Source organism: Nibrella saemangeumensis (assembly GCF_039541915.1).
Taxonomy (GTDB): domain Bacteria; phylum Bacteroidota; class Bacteroidia; order Cytophagales; family Spirosomataceae; genus Nibrella; species Nibrella saemangeumensis.
The window spans coordinates 66,745-93,458 of sequence record NZ_BAABHD010000002.1 but is presented as its reverse complement, the minus strand read 5'-3'; the positions used below and the strand labels follow the sequence as shown (position 1 = coordinate 93,458).

The following is a 26,714-nucleotide window of genomic DNA, read 5'->3' as shown; positions in this document are numbered from 1 at the left end:
GTTTTCCTAAGGCCTCGCTGCCAGGAGAACAGGTTAACTCAGCTTCATAAACAGCCGGTCGCCCGGCCTTCCGACCGCGGGCATTGAGTCCTCCGGCCACCCTATTTGGGCCAAGCTATGCCGGGTTGGCTTCTTATCGCTTGAATCTTTTTTATAAAGATTATCTATAAACCTATTTTCACCATTTAACCCCTATGATGTATGTGGAGACCACTACTCACTACACTGTTGGTCTTTCTGCTGGCTACCTGTGCGCTTTGGGCGCAGGAAAGGCAGATTTCAGGTCTTGTTAGAGACGAAACCGGCCAACCTATGCCCGGCGCAAACGTTGTGTTAAAAGGCACAACTCGTGGTACAAATACCGACGCAACAGGGAGGTTCCAGATGCTGGTCCCTGAGTCGGGCGTATTGGTTGTATCGTCGGTAGGCTTCAACAACCGGGAAGTTCCCTTTAATGCGGGCACCACGCAGCTCAATGTTTCGCTGGAGATTGACTCCCGTACGCTGAACGAGGTTGTGGTGACGGCGCTGGGTATTGAGCGCCAAGCCAAAACACTCACCTATGCCACCCAGAAAATAGACGGGAAGCAGCTGACCGATGTGCGCGATGCCAACTTTGTGAATACGCTGCAGGGTAAGGCAGCCGGTCTGGTGATTACGCAGGGCGCCAGCGGACCGGGTAGCGCCACCCGCGTAACCCTGCGGGGTAACCGCTCCATCCGAGGTAATAATAACGCCCTGTTTGTCATTGATGGTGTCCCTATCGACAACAGCGTACGTGGACAAGTCGGCAGCGACTTCGGCGGTATCAACGGCTCCGACGGTGCTAATAATATCAACCCCGACGATATTGAGTCGATGAACATCCTGAAAGGAGCTGCAGCCTCGGCATTGTACGGGAGCCGGGCGGCCAACGGCGTGATCATGATTACCACCAAGCGCGGAAAATCGGGCCGGATCTCGGCCGATATAAACTCGGGCGTGGTGGTCGAGAACCCGCTGCTGTTACCTCAGTTGCAGAACGAATACGGACAGGGGAACGGCGGCACCACCAGCGCTACGTCCAACGGAAGCTGGGGGGCCAAGGGCGGCACGTTCTACCCGAACAACATCCGCGATTTTTTCCGGAGTGGCGTTTCAACCAACAACGCCATCGGCATCTCGGGGGGAACCGACAAAGTGCAGACGTATATGTCGTACACCCACAACCTGAATCAGGGTATCCTGCCGAACAACGATCTGACCCGTCATACCCTGAACCTGCGCATCAACACGCAGCTGTCGTCCCGCTTCTCGACGGATGCCAAGGTTACCTATACCGACCAAAGCATCAACAACAAGCCGCGCTCAGGTGAGGAAAGTGCTATTATGATGAACGTGTACAAGGTTCCCCGGTCGGTAGATCTGAACAAGTACAAGGAGTTTGAAACGGCCGCCGGGTTGCCAACTTACTGGGGTTCGTCATCCATCTACATGAACCCCTACTGGACCATCAACCGCACCGCCGATCTGGAAAAACGGAATCGGGTCATTGCCTTAGGATCAGCCCGGTACCAGCTTACCGACTGGCTGAACATTCAGGGCCGGATCAGCCTCGACCGCTACAGCGACCGCATCCAGCGCAGGTGGTCCGACCGCACGCTGCTGTTTGCTGGCCCCGGTGGTAGCTACCAGGATTTTGTTTCCGAAACGACCGAAACCAACATGGATGTGCTGCTGTCAGGCGAGAACAAATTAGGCGAGTCGCTGAAGGTAACGTACAACTTCGGGGCGGCCAGGATGTTCCAAAAGCTGTCGACGGTAGGGGCTACGGCTAACGGCTTGCTCGTGCCTAACAAGTTCGACCTGTCCTTCGCCCGTAACCTGGTGCAGGTCGTTGGTCTGTCGGAAAAGGAGATTCAGTCGGTGTACGGAACGGCAGCGCTTTCTTTCAGAGACTACCTGACACTTGATTTGACGGCGCGTAATGACTGGTCGTCGACCCTGCCGGCTCCGCATTCGTACTTCTACCCGTCGGTGGGGGTGAACGCCATCATCTCCGACATGACAAACCTGCCGGCCTGGATTTCGTTCGCCAAGGTGCGGGCGGCTTATACCCGGGTCGGTAACGACACCGATCCGTATCTGCTGGCCCAAACATATTCGTTCTCGCAGGGCGGCACGGGCGGTTTCGTCTCGCGGGAGGCTACCCGGCCGGCTGAGAACCTGAAGCCCGAAATCTCCTCGTCGCTCGAATTTGGTCTCGACTGGCGCTTCTTCGGCAACCGGCTCGGGCTGGATGTGACTTACTACAAGAGTAATACTGTCAACCAGTTGCTGACGCTCGGGCTGGCACCGGCCTCAGGATTCTCTAACCAATTTGTCAACGCCGGTAATATTGAGAACCGGGGTATTGAAGTGACGCTGACGGGCAAGCCGCTGCGGGAGGGAAACCTCAACTGGGATATGACGCTCAACTTCTCGCGCAACACCAACAAGATCATTGAACTGCACCCCGACATCAAACTGGCCTTCCTGGCTGGTGGCTATGGCCGCACGGCCGGGCCGGTAGTGGCCGAAGGTGGCTCCTACGGTGATATGTACGCCCAGGGCTGGCAAACAGATGCACAGGGCCGGTTTGTGGTCGACGCGAACGGCAAGCCGGTAGTGAGTGCGCAGAAGAAGATTGGCAATTTCAACCCTAAGTTTATGCTGGGCTGGAACAACCAGTTCAATTACGGCCGGTTTACGGCCGGTATCCTGATCGACGGCCGCTTTGGCGGTACCATGACCTCGGGCACGGAAGCTAACCTGGCATTCGACGGCGCTGCGGCTTACACCACCAACAACCGCGAAGGAGGCTGGGTACTGCCGGCCGTCACGGATAAAGGCGAAGTCAACGCCAAAGCCATCAATGCCGAAACCTTCTGGACCACCGTATCGGGTGGCCGGTATTCGTGGGGTGAGTTCTTTACGTATTCAACCACCAATGTGCGTCTGCGGGAGTTCTCATTCGGCTACAATATCCCGATGCCGGGCAGCTTCTTCGTGAAAAATGCCCGTCTGTCGCTGGTTGGCCGTAACCTGTTCTTTATCTACCGGGGGTACGCCACGCTCGATATTCCGGGAGTGGAGAAGCGTAAGCTGCCGTTCGACCCGGATGTGAACCTGGGTGCCGGTAACTTCCAGGGCGTCGAATACGGTAACCTGCCGTCGACCCGGACCATTGGTCTGAACCTTAAACTCGGCTTTTAGTCAGTGTTGCGGTCCAATGCGACTTACTTATCCTGATTTGATAATTCCGATTCCGTTAAACATTGTACTCCATGAATAAACTTCATATATCGCTCAAACAACTGGCCGGGGCTGGTATGGTGGCCGGCGCAACGATCCTGATGGCTGGTTGCACCGACAAGTTTGAGGAACTGAATACCAACAAAACCAAGCTGACCACCCTGGGCGCTAACGAATACCCGTATCTGTTCTCACGGGCGCAGCAGCAGGCGTCTTATTCCGACGGCACTTATCAGATCGCGCAGAATCTCTTTGCCGATCTATACAGCCAGTATTTTGCCACCTCGGCCACCTATTTTCCGTCCGACCGGTACGTGATGCGGATGGACTGGTTACCGGGTCACTGGAATCCGATCTATACGCAGGTGGTGCCGCAGTTGAAAACGCTGCTCGACCAGACCGATAAGGCATCGGCCGAGAATGCGCTGGCTAAAATCTGGTGGGTCATGGCGTTCCACCGCCTGACCGACTATTACGGCCCCATTCCGTATTTTAAAGCTGGTGAGCCGGGCCGGTCGGTGGCTTATGATCCTCAGGATAAAATCTACGAAGACTTCTTCAAGAAACTCGATGAAGCTACAACCGTTTTGAAAGGAAAAACGGCGGAAAAACCCTATGGTAACTTCGACCTGATTTACAAGGGTGATGTAAACAAGTGGATCAAGTTTGCCAATACGCTGCGCCTGCGGCTCGCATTACGGGTCTCCAAAGTGACTCCGGCCGTGGCCAAGACACAGGCTGAAGCGGCCGTTGCGGGTGGAGTGATGACCGATATTGCCGATGATGCCTGGATGGTGAAAAACCTTGCTGGTAGCGACCACAACGGCTTGGGTCGGATTGCGGTCTGGAACGAGTTCCGGATGTCGGCTTCCATGGAATCGGTGCTGAAAGGCTATGCAGACCCGCGTATTGGTATTTACTTCCAGCCCGCAACAACCACAAATACGTTCGAAGGCCTGCGGAATGGCTTAACACCCGCTCAGTTGGGGGAGGCTATCAACTCCAACAACGCCAACTCAAACGTTGGAACGCGCTGGGTATCGGGTAGCGGTGCCGCCTGGACAAGCAACTTGACGGTCCCGCAGAACATCATGCACGCAGCCGAAGCGTATCTGCTGCGGGCTGAAGGCGCTCTGAACGGCTGGAACATGGGCGGAACGGCTCAGGCGATGTACGAAAAAGGTATTGAAATGTCGATGAGGCAGTGGGGTATCACCGCTGCCGATGCGATCACCGCCTATATCAATAGCGACAAAACGCCGATTGCGCCCGAAGACGGATTAAAGTCGCCGGCCCTGTCAAACATCCCGGTTAAGTGGGGCGCTACGGAGGCTGTTCAGCGGGAGCAGATCGGCACCCAGAAATGGCTGGCCCTGTACCCTGACGGGCTGGAGGCCTTCGCCGAGTTCCGCCGGACCCGCTTCCCGAAACTCTACCCGATAGCGAACTCCGATAATGCCGACCTGCCGGCGGGTACCTTTATCCGTCGCATACCGTTCCTGGATGTTGAAAAACAAACCAACGGTGCCGCCGTCAAAGCCGCCGAAAGTTTGCTGGGCGGCCCCGATAAAGTAAGTACCCCGCTCTGGTGGGATAAGAACTAATTCTCCATCTGATTTCCGAAAAACGGGCAGTCGAAAGGCTGCCCGTTTTTCGTGGTAACCCAGGCTTTTGAGTATATTGCATTTCTCCGACTACCTGATTCCATGAAATACCCGTTGCGCCTGCTGGTTCTGAGTTGTGTCTGGCTGCTGTTCTCCTGCCGGCAGACCGATACGCTGTTTGAGAAGCTGCCGTCGTCCCGTACCAACATCCGGTTTGCCAATAACCTCGAAGAGTCACCAGACTTTAACGTCCTTAAATACGGGTACTTTTACAATGGCGGGGGCGTAGCGGCCGGCGACTTCAACAACGATGGGCTGGTGGATCTATATTTTACCGGTAACCTCTCGGCGAACCGGCTGTACCTGAACAAAGGTGACTTTGAGTTTGAGGATATTACGCGGAAGGCGGGCGTGGAGGCTACCGACGGCTGGAATACGGGTGTCAGCCTGGTCGACATCAACGAAGACGGCTGGCTGGATATCTATGTCTGCCGCTCGGCCGCCCAAAACCCTAAGCTCCGCCGGAATTTGCTGTTCATCAACAACAAAGACCTTACCTTCTCAGAAAAAGCCGCCGAATACGGCCTCGATGACCCGGCCTACTCTACCCAGGCCGCGTTTTTCGACTACGACCGTGACGGCGACCTGGACGTTTTTCTGCTCAACCATTCGGTGCAGGAGTATGCGGGCTTCAGCCGGCTGCTGGCCGATATGCGATCGCAGGATAACCCCAACTACAGCAGTAAATTATACCGCAACGACAGCGGCCGCGACGGACGCCCCCACTTTACCGACGTGACCAAAGAAGCCGGTCTGACCGCCAATGTCCTCAGCTTCGGGCTGGGCGTGGCCGTATCGGATTTCAACAACGACGGCTGGCTGGACCTGTACGTGTCCAACGATTATAACGAAAACGATTACCTCTACCTGAACCAGCAGAACGGCACTTACCGCGAGGTAGTGCGGGAGGCTATGGGCCATACCTCCCTGTACTCCATGGGCTCCGATGCCGCCGACATCAACAACGACGGCTGGATCGACCTGCTCACCCTCGACATGCTGCCCGAACACAACGAACGCATCAAACTCACCTCGGGCGACGATAATTTCGACAAGAACGAACAACTGCTCCAGGCCGGTTTCCACCACCAGACGATGCGCAATATGCTCCAACTGAATAATGGAGCATCGGGTACTGAAGTGGCTACTACTTCCCTTACGCCTACCTTCAGCGAAATCGGTCAACTCGCGGGTATCTCCAACACCGACTGGAGTTGGGCGGGTCTGTGGGCCGACTTTGATAATGATGGCTGGAAGGATCTGTTTGTGACTAACGGCTACGTCAGGGACTACACCAATATGCAGTTTCTGAAATACACCATGGATGAGCAGTTGAAGGCGCAACAGACCGGGCAGCCCGCCGATCCTATGGAGGTTATTGCCCAGATGCCCGCCATCAAAGAGCCGAACTACATCTACTCAAACAGTAAAAATCTCACCTTTACCAATCGAACCGCCGACTGGGGCCTGAATGAACCCACCTGCTCCAATGGTGCCGTATACGCCGATCTGGACAATGACGGCGATGCCGACCTGGTCGTCAACAATGCCAACGCGGAAGCAGGTATCTACCGAAACCAGGCCGAGCGGCTGGTGAAGAATTACGCCCTCACGATAGAGTTGAAAGCCGCCAGGCCGGCGCAGGTGATCGGCGCACGGGTGATGGTATACAGCCAGGGCCAGCCGCAGGTGCAGGAGTTTTCGCCGGTGCGGGGGTTTCAGTCGGCCCAGTACACACCCCTGCTGTTCGGGTTGGGAGCCCAGCCACAAGCCGATTCGGTGCGGGTTGTCTGGGCCGATGGTCGTTCGCAGGTGGTGCGGAAATCGGTGCAGGCCGGTAAACTGACGTTGTCTTATCGCGATGCGGGCGAGATGTACCGCTACCCGGTTGCAACAGCCGGGTATGGGCAGGCGGTGAACGGCCTTTTAACCTTTACCCACCAGGCCCCAATTACGAACGATTACAAGATTCAGCCGTTGCTGCCACACCCCATATCGTCTGTAGGGCCGCATATGGCAACCGCAGACGTAAACGCCGATGGCCAGACGGATCTGTTCGTCGGCGGAGGGCGGGGCCAGAGTGGTCAGGTCTTTTTGCAGCAGGGTGGCCGCTGGGTTGCTACTACGCAGCCTGCTTTGCAGGTCGACGCAGCCTGTGCCGATGCCGATGCAGCCTGGTTTGATGCCGATGATGACGACGACCTCGATCTGCTGGTCGCCAGCGCCGGCTACGAATTACCAGACAAGGATGACCGGCTACAGACCCGGCTGTACCTGAACGACGGCAAGGGTCGGCTCATCCGGAGTACGGGCTTTCCGGATGTCCGGCTTAGTGCCTCCTGTGTGCGCACGGTGGATCTGGACGGTGACGGTGACCTCGATGTATTTATTGGCGGCCGGGTAATACCCGGTCAGTATCCCAAAGCACCCGGCAGTCGACTGCTGCTGAACGACGGAAAAGGTGTCTTTACCGACGAGACTAATGGCTTAGCGCCGGATCTGCAAAAGGCAGGTATGATTACCGATGCCGTATGGATCGATCTGAATCAGGATAAACAGCCCGAATTGGTACTGGCCGTTGAGTTTGGTCCGCTACGGGCATTCCGATTTACAGATGGCCGGTTGAAGGAGGCCGCAGGGATACTACCCAACACCTCCGGCTGCTGGAATCGGTTACTGGCCGAGGACCTGGATAACGATGGCGACCCGGACCTGATAGCGGGTAATCTGGGCCTTAACTCGCAACTCAGAACCAGCCCCGACCAGCCGCTCACGCTATGGGGCATACCGGGTGGCCGTGCCGATCAGGTTATACCGGTGCTGGCCGTTCCCGAAGCCGGAAAGCTGTATCCGTTCTACGCCCGCGACGAGATGCTGGACCAGTTTACGCCACTCCGCAAAAAATACCCGGACTACGTTCGGTACGCCAAAGCCGATCTGACCGACGTTTTTTCTCCGGCGGAGCCACAGCCCATGCTTCAATTGCAGGCAGGTGAATTACGAACATTGATCTTCTGGAACGAGCCGAAGCAGTTTCGGGCCGAGGCCCTCCCCATTCAAGCGCAAACCGCACCCGTATTTGCGGTTGCAGCTGTGGATGTGGATCAGGACGGTAAAAAAGATATTCTGCTCGGCGGAAATCAGTTACGCAACCGGGTCCGGATGGGCAATATGGATGCGAATCAGGGGGGAGTGTTGCTCAACAAAGGCAATGGAAAATTCCTGTACCGGAGTCCGGCACAGTCTGGTTTTGGCTGGACCGGCGAGGTTCGTGACCTTAAAGTAGTGCAGGCCGGGCCGCAGTCGTATCTGCTGGTTGCTGGTACCGGGCATCCGGTACGGGTAATCCGGCTAGGCAGGGCTTTATAGACCAGCAACTATACGTTAAATCAATACAAGTGACGTTTCCGACAACTACCCTCAACAATGGCGTGGAAATGCCCATGCTCGGGCTGGGCGTCTATGCTCCCGGCCACAATCAGGAAGTTCAGCAGGCGGTTGAGTGGGCGCTCGAAGCCGGATGCCGGCTGATTGACACGGCGGCTGCCTACTACAACGAACATGAAGTCGCCGACGGCATCCAGGCCAGCGGTCTGTCGCGCCGGGAACTCTTTATTACCACTAAAGTCTGGAATACCGATCAGGGCTACGAGGCCACGCTCCGGGCCTTCGACAAAAGTCTGGATAAACTGCGCACCGACTATGTCGACCTATACCTGATTCACTGGCCGGTGCGCGAAACCCGACTGGACACCTGGCGGGCGCTGGAGCGCCTGTACGCCGACGAGCGGGTACGGGCCATTGGAGTCTCCAACTACTACCAGCCTCACCTCGACGAACTGATGGCCCAGGCGGAGATCGTCCCGGCTGTGAACCAGATCGAGTTCAGCCCCTACTGCAACCTGCCCGAAGTGCTGGATTATTGCCGGCAGAAAGGTATTCAGCCGGAAGGTTACGCGCCCCTGGTCCGGGGTCTGAAGCGTAATGATTCCCGGTTGGTAGCCTTAGCTGAAAAGTATGGCAAATCAACGTATCAACTCCTCGTGCGGTGGTCGCTGCAGCACGGTGTGGTTACCATTCCCAAATCGGTAAAACAGGATCGCATTCGGGAGAACTTTGACGTTCTGAATTTCGCTATCTCGGTGGAGGATATGGACCTGATGGATACCTTTCACGATAATACCCGCATTGCCGACGATCCGATGGATTATTTGTAAGTGAGACAACAAAAAAGGCATCCAGATACCCAGATGCCTTTTTTGTTATATTGTTTAGGTTAGTAATTCCGGCCTATACCGAAGCTATAGCCTAGTGTAAGGGTAAATGTAGAGTTGTGAGTCTCGATTACGTTGCTTCCTGGCCCTATGTAAATGTCTGGCAGACCGTAGGTGTACTTGCCGTCAATCAGGAAGCGCTGGCGATTCCCGGCCCGCCAGTTTAACTGCAGACCAGCGAACAATCCAATATCTGAGTTCTTGAACTGTTGGTTGTTCAGATTGAATGCCAGGGATGGGCCGACAAAGATATTGGGCCGGAAGTCACCATTGAGCGTCAGGAAATAGCGGAATGCCAGCGGAAGTTCCAGATAATTAATTCGGTCTATCGTTGTTGCCGGTGCGCCTTGCCTTGCCCCCTTTTGTGAATACAGGACGTCCAGCGATGCGCCGAAATGGCGAATGTCGCTGTACATAATAAATCCACCCACCACAGCTCCGGGAGCGTACCGGGTATCATTACCTGTCCCGACAAACTTGGATAAATTCAACCCTAAGCGTGGACCGGCGCTCCAGCGCTGCTGCGCGTAGGTGACCGTATGACAAAAAAAGATGGTGGCCGTCAGTAGTGTGAATAGTCGGACAGAAAAGTTGAGGTGCATGGTGTATTGAGAATTGGTTGATGACCGGTTAACGTGCATCTGTTGGCAAATGTTTAAGGTGCCCAATTGGGCTCTCGGTGGAAAAGCAAAGGTAAACGCGTAACAGCCGTTGGTATTAAGATTATTGGTAATTTTTTAGCGAAACTAAAGCATTCCTTCTTTATATGAAACGTTCTTCCTTATACTTCACCGAGGATCATGCCTTATTCCGTCAGAGCGTCCGGCAGTTTATCGACCAGGAAATAGTGCCTCAAACGGAAGAATGGGAGACCAAACGGCGCATTCCCCACAGCATTTTCCGCCGGATGGGCGACCTGGGTTACTTAGGACTACCCTTCTCCGAAGAATACGGTGGTGCCGGAGCTGATTTCTGGTTCTCAGTGGTCTTTCTGGAGGAGTTAGCCCGTTGCGGAATGGGTGGTTTCGCGACCGCCGTCAGTGTGCATGAGTATATGGCAATCAACCACATTGCCAAAGCGGGCAGTACAGACCTGAAGCAACGTTACCTGGTACCGGCAATTAAAGGCGAAAAAATAGCGGCCCTCGGCATTACAGAGCCCGATACTGGTTCTGATGTATCGGCTATCCGGACTTCGGCCCGGCTGGACGGCGATGAATATGTCATCAGCGGAGCTAAAACCTTCATCAGCAATGGTACCTACGGCGATTTTATTACCCTGGCCGTAAAAACCAAACCCGAAGCTGGCACAAACGGCATCAGCCTGATGGTAGTCGACCTGGAGAGCGCCGGCATCAGTCGCACTAAACTGAATAAAATGGGGTGGCATAGCTCCGACACCGCCGAGATCCGCTTCGATGAGGTACGGGTACCCGCCACAAATCTGATCGGTATGCAGCACATGGGCTTCTATTACCTCATGGAGAGCCTGCAGCTGGAGCGGCTGGTTGCTGCCGTCATGGCCGTTTCGGGGGCGGAGCTGGCGCTGGAATGGACACTTAATTACCTGCACGAGCGGGAAGCTTTTGGCCGGAAAATCGGGATGTTTCAGGCGATACGGCACAAAATAGCCGATGTTGCCACGGAGATAGAGGTAGCCCGGCAGTTTGTTTACCACACCTGCTGGCTGTTTACCCAGGGAGAGGTTGTGGTCAAAGAATGTTCCATGGCCAAACTTCATACATCCGAGATGCAGAAACGGGTGGTGGATACGTGCCTGCAGTTTTTTGGAGGCTACGGCTACATCGAGGACTACCCCATCTGTCGGGCCTACCGCGACGCCCGTGTGGGGACCATTGCCGGTGGTACCTCCGAAATCATGCGCGAAATTATCGCAAAGGTGGTCATGGATGCGGTTACGTATAAGGGGGTTTATGAGGGGAGAAAGGAGTAGAGCACTCGAGAAAAGAGCCTTTCTCTCCATCACTCATCTGCTTTTTTTCTCTCTTTATCATCCTTTTTCCCTTTTAGGCTATCCAATGGCGTTAGCTCTACCTCAACCACTTTGGTCTGTTTTGGCTGAACAGGCCTGGGAGCGGGCTGTTGGACAACGAAGATAAGGTAGATGGCTACGCTGAGTACCAGCACGATACAAGCGGTGGCGGCAGTCAGCCAAAGCGGGAGCAGCCGGCGTTCGCTGGCCGATTCGTGGATGCGCTCCTGCAGGGCGGCTCTCAGGCTGGCGGTTTGCTCGTTTAGCGACGCTCCGTTCTGCTGCAGGGCTTTAAGCCCGTCAAGGGCATCGGCGTAAAAGGGCTGCTCCAGCAGAATCCGCTCCACCCGGTGACGGGCTTTATCATTCAGCCGGCCGTCCAGGTAAGCCTGGAGGTCGTTGAGTGAGAGTTGATCGGTGTGTACAGGCTTAATCATGGTGTTTTTCCATGCATATTTTCAGGTTACGGCGTCCATTCTGCAGGTAACTCTTCACCTGTTTCAGGTCATAGCCGGTTTGGTCGGCTACGTCGGCGTAACTTTTCTGTTCCAGATAAAATAACTCAATACAACGCTTTTGCTCCGGTGGCAGTACGCTCAAACAGCCATCCATGCGGTTCAGGTTGTGCTCTAGGTCCAGGGCATCGTCGTCATCGGTAATCACCTGTAGGGCGTCGGCCGGCAGATCGTCGTCTGCTTCATACTCCGGCCGCTGCCGGGCCATGATAGACTCCTCAACCTGTACCCGTCGGCTCCGGAGCTGCATCAGGCAGTAATTGCGGGCTATGCTATGCAGCCAGCTCCGGAAGTGTTGCACCTCATGCCGGCGCAGGTCGATAACCAATTGCTCAAACAATTGCATGACCGCATCTTTGCTTTCTTCTTCGTCACGCAGGTACTTAAAGCATACCGCATAAACCAGTTCCATATGGCGCTCATACAAGGCCCCCAGCAGTTCGAGATCGCCCGTAGCCTGATAGGCCGCAACAAACTCGGCATCGGTGGTTGGCTGATGTTTTCGGAACCGCTTAAAAAACATAGTTCTGCAGCAGAAGTAACTGTGTCTTTATATATAACGACTGATTGCGTCCGGCCTTTCAAGGCTATTCACAGGTAAGATGCCAAAACCGATAGTTTTCCACAAGAGAGGTTATGAAATTGTGGAAAACATCGATTGTTACCTGATTTGGTGGTATGGGACGGGATCTCTAATTTACAAAACTATGTCAACTGCTATGACTAATCCTGACCGTAAACCCACCACCGGACCGCTTGTTGGCCTGCGCATTCTCGACCTGACCCGTTTGCTGCCTGGTCCGCTCGGAACCATGCTCATGGCTGATATGGGAGCCGAAGTTATTAAAATTGAACGATCTGATTCACCGGATTATGTCCGGGTGTTTCCGCCCCACCGGAATGGGGAGTCAGTTCATTACCTGTCGTATAACCGCTCTAAGCGGAGCGTGCTGCTGGATTATCAGACGCCAGAAGGCCAAAAACGGTTTCTGGAGCTTGTCCAAACGGCCGATGTCGTCGTTGAGCAATTCCGCCCCGGATTTCTGGATACACTGGGCATTGGCTATGAAGCGGCCCGTGTCTTGAACCCGCAGATCATTTATGTATCCGTTACGGGCTTTGGCCAAACAGGCCCCTATGCGCACCTGGCCGGGCATGATCTGAATTACCTGGCTTTATCCGGCGTTCTGAGCCTGACGGGTAAGGCAACAGGACCGCCTGTCATTCCGGGGGTGCAATTGGCCGACATTGCCGGCGGCTCTTATATGAGTGTAATAGCCACCCTGGCTGCACTTCAGGCCCGGCAACGCACCGGTGAGGGCCAGCACGTGGATGTGTCTATGACGGATGCCGTGATGCCGCTGCTGGCGGTAGCGTTTGCGGAGTATGCCGGTACAGGAACACCCCTGCCACGGGGCACCATGCCGCTGTCGGGAGGATTGCCCAATTACAATGTATACCGCTGCCGCGACGGTGGCTATGTTGCATTAGGAACGCTGGAGCCTAAGTTCTGGCAGAAGTTCTGTGCCCTGGTTAACCGGCCCGACTGGGTACCCTTTGCCTTACCTCAGGGTACAACCGCGTTGGCTCAGCAGTGTCAGCAGCTTCAGGCTTTGTTTCTGGAAAAAGACCGGGCCGACTGGGTGCAACTCGGACAGGAGCATGACTTGCTGATTTCACCCGTTTATGACATTGATGAACTGGCCAGTGATCCGCACCTACAAGCCCGGAATATGGTGATGGCGCAGGAGCACCCGAACGCAGGGCTGCTGTCAGGTATTGGCGTTCCACTAAAGTTTTCGGCTACACCCGCTCAGCCAGCCTGGCCGGCCCCGCGCCTGGGTGAAGATACAGAAGCTGTACTGGGGGAGAGGTAATCACTACCTGAGGGTATTGAGGTTGTAGAGCGGAAACTGCGTCTGGTAAAAGGTATTAATTGTTTTCAGGTATTCGTTGGCCAGTAAGGCATACCCTCTGGCTGTAGGATGAATGCCGTCAAGCGAAAAGGCTTCGCCAGTAGGAAAAATAGGGCTAAACAGGATGTTATCTTGGGTAAAACCTGTTTTCACCCGGCGCATCAGCGCCTGAGCATTCATGACGGGCAGTTGCCGGGCGGCCGCTTCGTCGGCAATTATCTTATTAAAGGCTTCTATGGCACTCTGGGCCTGCCTGACCTCCTCAGCGTCCAGCACATCCTCGTTATTGAGCGGGTATGCTGAGAAGTATCCTTTAAAAAAGCCCGTTCGGTTGGCAAGACCAATTGAATCGGCATCGTACAGAACATAATCCTCCTCGGTAGCGGGCCGAACCACGCCCGTACCGGTCCGGATATAAATTGTTGCATTCTGGCTACCCCGCAACTGAGCAACGGTACGGGCGGTTAGGTAAGGCATATCGGTTATATCCGTCAGATTAGCCAATACACCTTTGACATTATTCGCCGTAAGCGCATCCAGCAGAACGTTCAGGTTATCGCGGAAGATGGCCGGGCTGGTAATCGGTTGCCGGCCACCGCTGGTAACAAAACCCAGCACATCGTTTATGCCAATCCAGCAGCTAAAGAACGTGTGCGGCCGGCTTTTCACATAGGCCAGGTATGTCATTGTCTCCTGACCATTGGGCAGCAGCCGTTCAAAATAGGGGTTTACCTGCGATAGAGCCTGATTCTGCACATCTGCCAGCCGGATGCCGGGAATACCAATATTGTCGGGCGCTGCGCCGGTGTACTTCGTTAGCATCAGCGGAGACTGACTGCGTATGGCTGTATTCGCTGTTACTTGTTCAAGAACAGGCAGCCCGCCGGCTGGCTGGGTGTTGGCAAGCCGGTAGTAGCCGGAGCCGTTCTGCTGCCCGTCCGGAAAGAGCGGCTGGACAAATGCACCGCCATTCGCCATCCGAAAACGTTGCGCAAGCAGGTTGGGGTAAGAGGCCAGTTGACTTTCCCGGTATAATCCGCCGTTCATATACCCGGCGGTCAACGAATTACCTACTGCCAGGTACTGGCTGAAATTGGCCGTTCCGCTCGTAAGCTGACCACCGGGCTGTGGCTGATCCGGCTCTGTCGGTTTCGATTTACAACCAACGAGCAAAACAACAAATAACCATATCCAGTAGTTAAATCGCATAAATAAAAGATTATCCAGAGATCTCCACAGCCTGAGCTTTATGCCTGGTTGGTAGCGTATAAACAAAATCAGCCGGTAAAAGTCACGCTGGTAATCAGAAAGATTACTAAACTTTACGGCTGAGGCTCAGCCAGAACCAATGCCTAAAAAAAAGCCGGATAATTTTTCTTTATAGGGAAGGGTTCTCATATTAACAGCTGTGTTCGAGCTGATGAATACCTATCATACGTAAAGCAACCGCTCACATAGGGATATATAGGGCTCGACTCTTAAGTAGTTTTGCTAAAAATAAGCACCTTAAGTGCGTATAAATACATAAAAATTTGCTCCTTTATAGCGCTTTAGCTAAGTTAGTTTGTAACTAAGCCTATTTATCCCCATCTCTACTCGGAGTATATGAGGCATAATGGTAACTTAATTTTTGTGTTGATAACGACTTTGCTCGGTTATCAAGTAGCCCTGGCTCAATCGGATTCACTGTTGCAGCAGGCCGACCGGCACCTTACCCGACGAGTTTTCGGCCGGGCTATTGATGTTTATTCCGAACTGCTGGGGCAATACAGAAACCAGCTGACCCCTGAGCAACTGACCACGGTGCAGGCTAATCTGGCGTATGCCTACAGCCAGGTTGGGGATCTTCAGAAAGCGGAACGAACCTATCGGGAATGGTTTACAGACACCGACCCGGAATCTCAAAAAGCAGCTCCTCTTCTGGCTTTTGCCCAGACCCTGGCCGGTAACGGGAAATTTCAGGAAGCGCAGCAGCAATACGAACGGTATTTGCGGTTGAAAGACAACCGGGCTGCCATCCAGCCGGTGCAGATCCAAACGTCCGGTAAACGACAGCCTACGCGTTACCGACTCGAAGTCCCGGCTTTTAATACCACCAACGAAGAGTTCAGCCCAGCCTATTACAAAGACGGATTGGTCTACGTAGCCGGAAAAAAAGGCAGTTTCGCGATTGAAACCACAGGCAGCGGTGGGGGCTCCGGCTACCTGGATCTATTTTATATTCCCGATCGCAGCCAAATCAGGGTGAACCGGGTTATCAACGCCGATGGCACCGACAGCAAACCATCGGCTGGCCGGCCGGAGCGCAGAGCCGACACCGGGGGCCGGCGTCTGGGCTCCGATGCCTATACCCGAACGTCTGCCAACGATACCCGCACCGTACCCGGCTTCGAAGCTGGCATTAATATCAGCCGGGGCTTAGGCTACGAAGTTCAGCCCGTTGACCCAGTGCAGCGGTTCAGTCAGGCGCTGAATACCCGCTATCACGAAGGACCCGCTACCTTTCTGCACGACGGCTCAGGGATTATCTTTACCCGGAATAACTATAACGACGGGAAAGCAAAGAAAAGCAGTGATAACATCAATAAGTTGAAGCTCTACTCGGCTGATTACCAGAATGGCACCTGGCACAATGTGCAGGAGTTACCGTTCAACAGCGACGAATACTCGGTTGGCCACCCAGCGTTGAGCTATGATGATCAACTGCTCTTTTTTGCGTCGGATATGCCCGGTGGCTTTGGCGGAACGGATATATACGTAAGTCGCCGGGAAAACGGCCGCTGGTCAAAGCCGGTGAATCTGGGCAAGGAAATTAACACCAAAGGAAACGAGCTTTTTCCGTTTGTTGATGAAAACGGTAACCTCTATTTTTCGACCGATGGCCGGCGTGGACTTGGGGGACTGGATATATTTTATGTCACCATGCAGGGAACGACCGTTCAGGCCGTCGATCATCTGGATGCGCCTATAAACTCCTCAAAAGATGATTTTGGGCTGATTACCGATGGTAACCGGCAGTCGGGCTATCTGAGCAGTAACCGGCAGAACAACAATGACGATATCTACCGCTTTGTCCGTGAAGGCGCTATAGGGGGGTGCCGGGCGCTCACCATACGGGTGTACGATGCCGATGATTCGCAGGGGACCGACAGTGTTACGGTATACGTACGCCGGCAGGGTGGAGATCCGCCGGTTCAGCAGGTAAAGACCGCTGCCAATGGAGAACTGCACCTGTGTCTGGAACCCAACAGCAATTTTACCTTTACCGCCCTGCGCGAGGGGTTTGCCAGCAGTACTATAGGCTTCTCCACCCGATATTTGACCGACGACCAGCCTACCCGGCTCGAAATTCCACTGCAGAAATTAGAGGATGGCATTGAGAATATCGACGAGAACGGGGCTGACTCTACCTTGTCGGAGGACGCCGTAGCCGTACCGGTGATGCGGTCTCATATCCAAGGAACAATTATCAGCGAAAAAGACGGAAAGCCGATGGCGGGCGTAACCGTACAGTTGCGTAACGAATGCGACGGCAATATTGTGCAGGTCGTAACGGGGCCGGATGGACACTACACGTTTAACCTCAGCGATGACTGTGATTACACGCTCGTGGCCAGTAAAGATGCGTTTGGAACTAACGCCAATCGGGTGCGCCGGGCTACTACGACCCCGGTTCGCCGGCCAAAGTCTAAGGCGCTGTCAGCTGATCTCCGGATGCTGGGCGTAGGCGATGTCATTACGGTAGGGAACATTTATTACGACCTTGACCGCTATAGCCTGCGGTCCAACGCCACCAGCGAGTTGGACAAACTGGTCGCTACCATGCTGAAATACCCCGGCCTAGCCATCGAAGTGCGTTCGCATACCGATAGTCAGGGTGACGCCCAGTATAACCTGGAACTCTCCAATCGCCGGGCCCGGGCGGTAGCTGATTTTCTTGTATCGAGGGGAGTTGCCCGACGGCGCATTCGGGCAACCGGTTATGGGGAAGGCATGCTGCTGAACAACTGCCGCGACGGAGTTATCTGTACTGAAGCCGAACACCAGCGCAACCGCCGGACCGAATTTAAAGTACTTTCTATAAAGTAAAGTTTGTAAGTTTGAGGGTTATGACGGTTGACAGGTTACCGCCAGGGTACTGTCGAGCGGATTACCTAACCTATGCTGACGTTCCCGAATTGTAAAATCAATATCGGCTTACAGATTACCGAAAAGCGGCCCGATGGCTTTCATAATCTGCAATCCTGCTTCTACCCCGTCGGGTGGCAGGATGTGCTGGAAGTTATTCCGGCCGAAGCCTTTCAGTTTACCAGCAGCGGCCAGCCCATACCCGGTGACCCGGCCCGCAATCTGTGCACTAGAGCGTATGATCTACTAGCTGCCGATTTTGCATTACCACCAGTGCAGCTTCATCTGCATAAGATCATTCCTATTGGGGCCGGACTTGGGGGAGGCTCTGCTGATGCAGCCTTTACCATCCGGCTGCTCAACGAACGATTCGGTCTGGCACTCACACCGGAGCAAATGGAACACTATGCCCGACAACTCGGCAGCGACTGCGCGTTTTTCATCCAGAACAAACCCATGTATTGTCTTGAAAAGGGTGATGTTTTTGAGCCGGTAAATGTTGATCTGTCCGGTTATTACATCCTGCTGGTCTATCCCAATCTGGCTATTTCAACGGCAGAAGCTTATGCTGGTGTGCGCCCCCGGACGCCCAACACGCCCCTGCGTGATTTGCTGGAAGCACCAGTGACCCAATGGCGGGATAGTGTGCATAATGACTTTGAAGATAGTCTATTCCCTGCCTACCCCAGTCTAGCCGATCTGAAGCAGAATCTATATGAACTAGGGGCGGTGTATGCCAGCATGAGCGGGTCGGGATCGACCGTGTACGGAATTTTTTCGGCCCCGCCGGATGGCCAAAACCATTTTCCACATTACAGCGTTTGGCAAGGTAAATTGTAGTATTCGGTGAGCAACTTTTTTACGAAACGGCGGGAGCCGTTCCGCTTCATGGTCTGGCTGGGTATTGCCGGCAGCCTTTTGATCTTCACGGTTTTACTGGCGGCATATATCGTTCGACGGGCCGGGCCGGGCTGGTCGGATGTGCCGCTGCCCAACGTTTTTCTGATTAGCACCTTTGCCATTCTGCTGAGTAGTTTCACGCTGCACAACGCCAATCAGGCGTTCCGGCAGGAGCGCTTTGCCAGCTACCGCACCAACATGAGCACGACACTGGCCCTGGGCACCCTGTTTATTCTGCTACAGGCCTGGGGCTGGCGGCAACTGTTTGTCTCCGGTGTGTTGCTGGAAGGAAATCCGTCGGGTAGCTTTATCTATCTGATTTCTGGGCTGCACCTGCTGCATATTCTGATCGGCCTGATCTTTCTGGTTATTGCCCTGGTAGAAGCACTGCGCCGGCGGCCTTATATCGATTCCTTTGTGTACAGCGTCAATCCACCCAATCAGCTCCGGCTAAAGCTCATCACCCTCTACTGGCATTTTGTGGATGTGCTCTGGATCGGTCTGTTTCTATTCCTGCTGGTGCATCACGGCATCAATATCAAACTGAACTTAGAATAAACTGACAGGAGCATAGCATAACGTCTGCCTCGCTTTAAGATGGTGCTGGTTCTGTTACTATAAAAAGAGGCAAACGATAGTTTAATAGTACACTGACTGTGTTGTTAAACCTAAAGAGCCCTCACTGTCAAGACAATGACGGCTCTTTAGTACAAGTAGTCTGTACTACCGACGGGTGCCCTGATTGGCAGAGCCTGACCCATCGGGTGTAACTGTGGCGCCCGGTAGCGTCGAGCCCTGCGCAGAGTTACTATCAGCCGGAGCCTGAATCGGAGCGCCACCCGGCGTATTTGACATAGTTGTATCACCTTCATGGCCCAAAACCGGCGTTTCGGTTGTGTTGGTATTCTCATTTGAGTTGCCTGAGCAACTCAGGCACACTGCCAGCAGCAACGCTCCCACACTCGTTTTCAGCGCTGATAGTCGATTATTCTGATTGGTTGCCATAATAAAAACGTTGAGTTACAAGCATGTAACTGCCGACGCTGGTCATTTGTTGGCACAGGTGGTCGTGTAGTCTCTGCGACGACTTACCTGATTCCAAAGCTGCTTTGCAATTCTGTCCGGTTTTCTGTATCTTAGCCAGATTGCACGCCAAATACAAATGAACTTTAAACTAACGTCAGAATTTCAACCGACCGGTGACCAGCCGCAGGCCATTACCAAGCTGGTTAACGGCATACAGGAGGGTGAACCGGCGCAGGTACTGCTCGGGGTCACGGGATCAGGTAAGACCTTCACTGTGGCGAATGTTATTGCCCAACTCAATCGCCCAACGCTGGTGCTGAGTCACAACAAAACGCTGGCGGCCCAGCTCTATGGAGAGTTCAAGCAGTTTTTTCCTGAAAACGCCGTCGAGTACTTTATCTCCTACTACGATTATTACCAGCCAGAAGCTTACATCGCTACCACAAATACCTACATTGAAAAAGATCTGGCCATTAATGAAGAAATTGACAAGCTGCGGCTGTCGGCTACGTCGGCGCTGATGAGCGGCCGGCGCGATGTGATTGTGGTGGCGTCGGTATCGTGCATCTACGGTATGGGTAATCCCGAGGAGTTCAGAAGCAATGTGGTCCGGCTGGGTGTTGGCGAGATCATCAGCCGCAACCAGTTTCTGTTCCGGCTGGTAGAGATTCTCTATAGCCGTACCGAGGGCGATTTTCAGCGAGGTAACTTCCGGGTTAAAGGCGATACCGTTGATGTGTTTGTGGCGTATGCTGACTTTGCCTACCGGATCATCTTCTTCGGCGACGAGGTTGAAGCCATTCAGCGGATTGACCCAAGTTCGGGAAAGAAGCTGTCTGACGAGCGGCTGATTACCATCTTCCCGGCCAATCTTTTCGTTACCGGGCGTGATACCCTCAATAACGCCATCCATGAGATACAGGATGATATGGTTGCGCAGGTGCGGTATTTTGAGTCGGAATTTCGGGACATGGAAGCGCAGCGGATCAAGGAGCGAACCGAGTTCGACCTGGAGATGATGCGGGAACTGGGCTACTGCTCCGGTATCGAGAACTACTCCCGCTACTTCGACCGGCGAAAGCCCGGTCAGCGGCCGTTCTGTCTGCTCGACTATTTTCCCGAAGACTTTCTTTTAGTGGTGGATGAGAGCCATGTCACCATGCCGCAGATCCGGGCGATGTGGGGCGGTGACCGCTCCCGCAAAGAAGCCCTGGTCGATTATGGTTTCCGGTTGCCGTCGGCGCTGGACAATCGCCCGCTGACCTTTCAGGAATTTGAGCAGATGGCTGGGCAGACCATTTTCGTCAGCGCCACTCCCGCCGATTATGAGCTTCGGATCAGTGAAGGCGTCGTCGTTGAGCAGCTGATTCGTCCGACAGGACTGCTTGACCCCGAGATTGAGGTACGGCCGAGCCTGAACCAGATCGACGATTTACTCGAAGAAATAGATGCCCGCATTAAGCGGAGCGAACGGGTACTGGTTACCACGCTGACCAAACGCATGGCTGAGGAGTTGAGCAAGTACCTCGACCGCGTTGGAATCAAGACGCGCTATATACACTCGGAAGTAAAGACGCTGGACCGGGTAGAAATTCTTCGGGAATTACGGTTAGGTATATTCGATGTGCTGGTTGGGGTAAACCTGCTCCGCGAAGGGCTTGACCTGCCCGAAGTATCACTGGTAGCGATCATGGATGCCGATAAAGAAGGTTTCCTCCGTGATATCCGCTCCCTGATTCAGACGATTGGCCGGGCCGCCCGTAATTCCAACGGGAAGGTGCTGATGTACGCTGACCGGATTACGGGGTCAATGGAGAAGGCCATTGACGAGACCAACCGGCGCCGGGCCATTCAAACAGCGTATAATGAAGAACACGGTATAACGCCGACAACGGTCCTTAAATCCCGCGAAGCTATTCTGGAACAAACCAAAGTGGCCGACTCCAAACCGGCTACGCGGCAGTATTATGTAGAGCCCGAAGAGATCCGGATTGCCGCTGATCCGGTGGTGCAGTATATGGGTAAGAGCGATCTGGAGCAACTGATCGCCGAAACGCAGAACAAAATGGAGAAAGCTGCCAAGGAACTCGATTTTCTGGAGGCTGCCCGCCTGCGCGATGAGTTATTCCAGTTGCGGGATAAGCTGAAAGCCACAAAACAGCCCTGATACTTTGGGGAGCCGGTTGGTACCAACCGGCTTTTTTCATACTATTGGCCCTAAAATAGTAAATCTTGACTTCTCATGAAACGAGTTCTGATAATTGCCGGTGTTGTTCTTATTGGGTTATTTCTCGCATTTCTGCTCTTTCGCAACTTCACAAAGTCGGCTAGCCCGGAGGCTACGGCTGAAATTGAGCAAAATGGCCTACACATAAAAGTAGCATACAGCCAGCCCTATAAAAAAGGTCGCAAAATATTTGGTGGGCTGGTACCCTATGGTGAGGTGTGGCGGACTGGTGCCAATGAAGCCACCGAAATTGATTTCGATCAGGATGTAATCGTAGCCGGGCAGCCGCTGGATAAAGGCGAGTATTCCCTTTGGTCTATACCCTCACAAGCGGGTTGGATCGTTATCTTCAACAAAGAAACCGGGCAGTGGGGTACCGATTATGACCAGACAAAAGATGTGTTGCGTGTTCCGGTAATAGCCCGGAAACGGGAAAAGCCGGCCGAGCAATTCTTTATCAGTTTCGCGCCCCAGCCACAGGGTACCGATATGCTATTGTCCTGGGATGATACCGAGGTAGTGGTACCGGTCCGCAAACGGGATAAGTAAAAGGCTACCGCGAGCTGGTACTGGATTAAAAATTTATCATACAAAAAAAGCCACCAGTCCCGGTGGCCTTTTTTGTATGAAATAGTCCGTTACAAACCGCAGATGCCCGAACCTACAAACGGGTCAAGGCGTATAAAACCGCTGTTGACTTCCGGAATCGGGTTGTCAGCATTGGCAGGGTCACCACACTCGCCCGGCATAAAGTCATCGAGCCAGAAGTCGACATTGTTCTTATGTGTGTCGTAATACGCGCTCGGGATGGTCATTGGATCAACCATGACGTGAATGTATTTGAACGATCTGGCAGGCGTACTTTCAACAACAACAAAATAGCTACTACCTGCCGGAATACCGGTGAACTTGAAATAGCCGTTACAATCGGTCTGCGTCGTCATGATGGTTTGACCGTTCTGCTTTAGCAGCACAGGAATCCCTTCTATGTGAATACCATAGGAACCTGGTATACCGCTACCTGTCGGATACTGCGTACAGTACCGGATTTCCATACGACCGCCAAGTTCGTAGGTCGTTACACAAGCCGGTGTCGAAAGGGTACCACTATAACAATTTCTGCCGGCTTTCGTAAAAATGGAGCCATCGGCCACACCGACGATCTTGTTAACCGTAAACGTAAAGGTATGCACCTGACCATTCGAAATATTGTCGGCCAGGTTATCAAACTTCAGGATACTACCCGTTGGGTTACACCCGGTACCTTTGCCCTCCGAGAAAGCCAGATTGGAGAACGAATTACCATCAATGGTAGCGGCTATAACATTAGACGAGTTAAGGCACTCTCCCAGACTGAAGATAATGTGGCTTAACCCATTACCCTGAGCCGGCCCGGTCCGCTGAACCGTATAGGTGAAGACACTATTGGTCGTTCCTACAGGCTGAACCATACTGATGAAGGTCACCGTGTACGGGCCAACCACCTGAGCGGTTTTAACCGGCTTTTTGGCAGAGGCCTCCGTTTTAGCGGCTTCAGCATCAGGCCTGAGGTTGTCGATGGGTTGCTGGCAATTTTCGAAGACCAGAGTCAGCAAAACGACAGATAGCGATTTAAGAATAGCTTTATAATACATAATGGGACATAGATTTAATAAAAATAGAATGAAGTACTTTACTGAAATAATGTCGATAAGGTAGATAAATTAAAACGCTTATTGCTTTATTCATCAGGTACTTTATTATTCGGCAGCAAACCCAGAAAAATGTAGTTTACTTGCCGTTATTTCTTATCTATTAAGTTAATGAAACGACTAAGATGGTTCCTGATTGTGACCATGTTACCTGTTTGGGGCCAAACTCCGGTAGTAGCTCAATCCCTGAGTCCACGCATTGCCAATTACCAGATTCAGGTGGAATTGAACCCGGCGACCAAACGGCTGACGGGCCGCGAAACACTAGTCTGGCGGAATCCGTCGGCGGATGTCATACGGGAGCTTCAGTTTCACCTCTACCTGAACGCCTTCAAAAATCAGCAGTCCTCGTTCATGCGTGAGTCGGGTGGGCAACTGCGGGGTGAATACATTGATGCTGGCAACAAGGAAGCGTATGGCTTTATTGACGTACTGTCTATGCGGGTCCGCAATGGTGAGAACCTCACCCCAAAAATTCAATTCTTCCAGCCCGACGACAATAACGCCGACGACCAGACGGTGATCCGGGTACCGTTGAGCAAACCTGTCGGGCCAGGGGAAACCATCACGCTTGACATTGCTTTTCGGGCCAAACTGCCTCAGATCTTTGCCCGTACCGGCTACAGCCGCGACTTTTTTCTGGTCGGGCAGTGGTTCCCCAAAATTGGCGTTTACGAGCCGGCCGGCACCCGCTATGCAATGCAGGGACAATGGAATACGCACCAGTTTCACGCCAATTCGGAGTTTTACGCCGATTTTGGCGTGTATGATGTGAACATTACCGCACCCAGAGAATACTGGGTAAGTGCCACCGGTCAGATGCAGGGCGAAACGGCGAACCGGAACGGCACCAAGACCATTCGGTTTCGGGCCGAAGATGTGGTTGATTTCGCCTGGACGGCCTCTCCGCATTTTGAGGTAGTGGAGGATAAGTGGCGTCATGTTAAGATAGAACTGCTGTTACAGCCCGAACACCGCTATCAGGCGCAACGCCATCTGGATGCCGCCAAAGCGGCTCTGGCTTATTTTGACAAACACCTGGGTCGCTACCCCTATTCGACGCTGACCATTGTAGACCCGCCCCTGCATGCCTCTGGTGCGGCCGGTATGGAATACCCGACGTTTATTACGGCCGGCACTACCTGGGGGTTGCCGCAGGGGATACGTTTTGCCGAGATGGTTACCGTTCATGAGTTTGGTCATCAGTATTTCATGCAGTTGCTGGCCAGTAATGAGTTTGAAGAAGCCTGGCTCGACGAGGGATTCAACCAGTATTACGAAGGCCGGATCATGGATGAAACCTACGGGCGTAAATCCTCGGTCGTCAATTGGCTGGGGCTGCGTATGGGTGACTTCGAAATGTCGCGGGATGCCTACGTCCATCTGGATAACCCGGCTATCGGCCCGTCTTTTGGGAATACCTGGCAGTTGCCGGAAGGCTATTACGGCGTGCTTACCTACAACAAAACCGCTACCTGGATGAAAACGCTGGAGGGCCTGCTGGGCCGGCCGCTCATGGACGAGGTAATGCGAACGTACTTCAACCGCTGGAAGTTTAAGCACCCGGCCGCGAAAGACTTCATCGCGATCGTCAACGAGATCGTACCCCGACGGCTGAGTTACCGCTACGGGCCGGATATGAACTGGTTTTTCGAGCAAATCCTCTACGGCGATCAGGTATGCGATTATGAACTAAAGGCTGTCCGGAACAGCAAACAGGGAGCCAACTACCGATCAACCATAACTGTCTACCGCCGGGGCGATGCCCGGATGCCGGTGGAAGTGCAGGTGCATTTCGACGACGGTAGCGAACAGCGGTTACAATGGGATGGCAAGGCCCGTTACCGGACGTTTATGCTGACCCAGCCTGCCAGGGCCGACTGGGCAAAGGTTGACCCTGACCGGAAGCTGTATATTGATACAAACTTGAATAATAATAGCTATGCCGTCCGGGCCTCAGCCGCGCCGGTGGCCAAATACACGGCAAAGTTGCTGTTCTGGGTTCAAAACGTCATGCAATGGCTGGCTTGGCTGGCGTAAATCATTCCGGATATGTCCTTTCTGATGCAATCCTTTCTTATAACCAGGCGTTCCGGCCGGATGCTGCTGGTGATCTACCTGGTGTCGCTGGTTTTAGGTCTATTGGTGGCTTTGCCTTTTTATAATACGTTACGGGCAGAAACCGGCCGCTCGCTTGCTTTTGACGCTTTGCTGGATGGGTTTGACTATACCGTATTTACGGATTTCATGCATGTGCATGGTAAGGCAATCAGCCCGCTGCTATCGGTTGGTCGTTGGGTAAGTGTGGTCTACTTATTCCTGAGCCTATTTTTTACCGGTGGCATCCTAATGCGATTTGCCGAGCCAAACCGGTATGTTAGCATGGGCGCGTTCTGGCAGGCGTGTAGTCACTACTTTCGTCGGTACCTGGCCTTATTCGCGCTGGTTGCACTAACGGTGGCGCTACTGGCATTTATCTGGTTGCTGACGGGTACGCTGCTGGTAATGGCCTTCAGTGATACCTTGTCGGAGCGTGAGCTATTCTGGATTGGCTTCAGCTGCTTTCTGGCTTTTGTACTGATGGCAACGCTGGTGTTGTGCATCGGCGACTACGCCAAAGTAGATATGATGCGTCGGGATGAGCCGAATGCGCTACGGGCATTCGCACGGGCCAGTTTGTTGGTGATTCGGCACGGTAGGCGAACGTGGGGCTTGTACTGGCTCCTGCTGCTGATCAGCACCGGCTGGTTTGCGGTCTACCTGGCTTTCGAAGGGGCGATAGGAATGAGCAGCTGGACCGCCATAGTGCTGGTTTTCCTGATTCAGCAGCTGTTTATTTTCGGGCGCATCGGCCTGAAAGTAGTTACGCTGGGCGTTGCCTGGCAGGTGTTTGACCGGCTGGTGCCACCGCCACCTGTCGTGTATGCCGGGCCGGTACTTACCGAAGCGACAACGACTACTGCCAATGATCCCATAAATGGTGAACCAGTTGAACCCACTTCTGGAACAGGAGATACAGAAAAGACGGCAGACTGAGTAGCCCACTTCGTAATTATACGGCTACTTCGTATACTTGCAGAATTTCCTTTTCTACGCTTCTGGATTTT

19 protein-coding genes are annotated in these 26,714 nt (G+C 53.6%); 13 read left to right on the top strand and 6 right to left on the bottom strand.

The genetic code is table 11. The features are described from left to right. The first annotated feature begins 201 nt into the window (after positions 1–201). The 4 genes from ABD949_RS00870 to ABD949_RS00855 all read left to right on the top strand — a co-directional run bounded on the left by ABD949_RS00870 (position 202) and on the right by ABD949_RS00855 (position 9,154). Complete coding sequence (locus ABD949_RS00870) at positions 202–3,234, top strand: SusC/RagA family TonB-linked outer membrane protein (RefSeq protein WP_345239703.1); 3,033 nt, start codon at positions 202–204, stop codon at positions 3,232–3,234. A gap of 71 nt (positions 3,235–3,305) precedes the next feature. Beyond that, entirely contained in the window at positions 3,306–4,877 is a 1,572-nt protein-coding gene (locus ABD949_RS00865; RefSeq protein WP_345239701.1) for a SusD/RagB family nutrient-binding outer membrane lipoprotein, read from the top strand. 102 nt (positions 4,878–4,979) lie between these two features. Continuing rightward, a complete protein-coding gene (locus ABD949_RS00860; RefSeq protein ID WP_345239699.1) occupies positions 4,980–8,306 on the top strand; it encodes a VCBS repeat-containing protein in 3,327 nt (1,108 codons plus the stop codon). Positions 8,307–8,335: 29 nt separating this feature from the next. Beyond that, positions 8,336–9,154 (top strand): aldo/keto reductase, encoded by an 819-nt coding sequence (locus ABD949_RS00855; protein ID WP_345239697.1) that lies wholly within the window; start codon positions 8,336–8,338, stop codon positions 9,152–9,154. Positions 9,155–9,213: 59 nt separating this feature from the next. Here ABD949_RS00855 and ABD949_RS00850 read toward each other — a convergent pair whose 3' ends face one another. Further along, entirely contained in the window at positions 9,214–9,813 is a 600-nt protein-coding gene (locus tag ABD949_RS00850; RefSeq protein ID WP_345239695.1) for a porin family protein, read from the bottom strand. Between the two features lie 164 nt (positions 9,814–9,977). Between ABD949_RS00850 and ABD949_RS00845 the strand changes: the two genes are divergently transcribed. Further along, complete coding sequence (locus tag ABD949_RS00845) at positions 9,978–11,165, top strand: acyl-CoA dehydrogenase family protein (protein ID WP_345239692.1); 1,188 nt, start codon at positions 9,978–9,980, stop codon at positions 11,163–11,165. 29 nt (positions 11,166–11,194) lie between these two features. On the opposite strand, the gene ABD949_RS00840 is transcribed toward ABD949_RS00845, so the two are convergent. Together ABD949_RS00840 and ABD949_RS00835 are read right to left on the bottom strand one after the other, a co-directional pair. Next, positions 11,195–11,641, bottom strand: coding sequence for an anti-sigma factor family protein (locus ABD949_RS00840; protein ID WP_345239691.1), 447 nt, complete (start codon positions 11,639–11,641; stop codon positions 11,195–11,197). After that, positions 11,634–12,242, bottom strand: coding sequence for an RNA polymerase sigma factor (locus ABD949_RS00835; protein WP_345239690.1), 609 nt, complete (start codon positions 12,240–12,242; stop codon positions 11,634–11,636). The genes ABD949_RS00840 and ABD949_RS00835 overlap by 8 nt, the downstream gene beginning before the upstream one ends. 196 nt (positions 12,243–12,438) lie before the next feature. Between ABD949_RS00835 and ABD949_RS00830 the strand changes: the two genes are divergently transcribed. Continuing rightward, the gene (locus ABD949_RS00830) at positions 12,439–13,596 is read left to right on the top strand and encodes a CaiB/BaiF CoA transferase family protein (RefSeq protein WP_345239689.1); all 1,158 of its coding nucleotides are present in this window, start codon (positions 12,439–12,441) and stop codon (positions 13,594–13,596) included. A 3-nt stretch (positions 13,597–13,599) separates the two neighbouring features. On the opposite strand, the gene ABD949_RS00825 is transcribed toward ABD949_RS00830, so the two are convergent. After that, complete coding sequence (locus ABD949_RS00825) at positions 13,600–14,844, bottom strand: SGNH/GDSL hydrolase family protein (RefSeq protein WP_345239687.1); 1,245 nt, start codon at positions 14,842–14,844, stop codon at positions 13,600–13,602. A 438-nt stretch (positions 14,845–15,282) separates the two neighbouring features. Here ABD949_RS00825 and ABD949_RS00820 point away from each other — a divergent pair, with 438 nt between their 5' ends. From ABD949_RS00820 to ABD949_RS00810, 3 genes are all read left to right on the top strand, one after another. Then, the gene (locus ABD949_RS00820) at positions 15,283–17,724 is read left to right on the top strand and encodes a carboxypeptidase regulatory-like domain-containing protein (protein ID WP_345239684.1); all 2,442 of its coding nucleotides are present in this window, start codon (positions 15,283–15,285) and stop codon (positions 17,722–17,724) included. A 72-nt stretch (positions 17,725–17,796) separates the two neighbouring features. Further along, positions 17,797–18,603, top strand: coding sequence for a 4-(cytidine 5'-diphospho)-2-C-methyl-D-erythritol kinase (gene ispE / locus ABD949_RS00815; RefSeq protein ID WP_345239682.1), 807 nt, complete (start codon positions 17,797–17,799; stop codon positions 18,601–18,603). 6 nt (positions 18,604–18,609) lie between these two features. Next, entirely contained in the window at positions 18,610–19,221 is a 612-nt protein-coding gene (locus tag ABD949_RS00810) for a cytochrome c oxidase subunit 3 (protein WP_345239680.1), read from the top strand. Between the two features lie 165 nt (positions 19,222–19,386). Here the strand turns inward: ABD949_RS00810 and ABD949_RS00805 are convergent, their stop codons facing one another. Then, positions 19,387–19,668, bottom strand: coding sequence for a hypothetical protein (locus ABD949_RS00805; RefSeq protein WP_345239678.1), 282 nt, complete (start codon positions 19,666–19,668; stop codon positions 19,387–19,389). A 157-nt stretch (positions 19,669–19,825) separates the two neighbouring features. On the opposite strand from ABD949_RS00805, the gene uvrB reads away from it, so the two are divergent. Further along, positions 19,826–21,856: an excinuclease ABC subunit UvrB gene (gene uvrB, locus ABD949_RS00800; protein WP_345239677.1), complete on the top strand. Its 2,031-nt coding sequence runs from the start codon at positions 19,826–19,828 to the stop codon at positions 21,854–21,856. Positions 21,857–21,931: 75 nt separating this feature from the next. Further along, positions 21,932–22,465 (top strand): DUF2911 domain-containing protein, encoded by a 534-nt coding sequence (locus ABD949_RS00795; RefSeq protein WP_345239676.1) that lies wholly within the window; start codon positions 21,932–21,934, stop codon positions 22,463–22,465. 89 nt (positions 22,466–22,554) lie between these two features. On the opposite strand, the gene ABD949_RS00790 is transcribed toward ABD949_RS00795, so the two are convergent. Beyond that, entirely contained in the window at positions 22,555–23,550 is a 996-nt protein-coding gene (locus ABD949_RS00790) for a hypothetical protein (RefSeq protein WP_345239674.1), read from the bottom strand. A gap of 168 nt (positions 23,551–23,718) precedes the next feature. Here ABD949_RS00790 and ABD949_RS00785 point away from each other — a divergent pair, with 168 nt between their 5' ends. Continuing rightward, on the top strand, positions 23,719–25,647 hold the full coding sequence (locus tag ABD949_RS00785; protein WP_425576711.1) for a M1 family metallopeptidase: 1,929 nt from the start codon (positions 23,719–23,721) through the stop codon (positions 25,645–25,647). A 12-nt stretch (positions 25,648–25,659) separates the two neighbouring features. Beyond that, complete coding sequence (locus ABD949_RS00780; protein WP_345239672.1) at positions 25,660–26,643, top strand: hypothetical protein; 984 nt, start codon at positions 25,660–25,662, stop codon at positions 26,641–26,643. Positions 26,644–26,714: the final 71 nt, after the last annotated feature.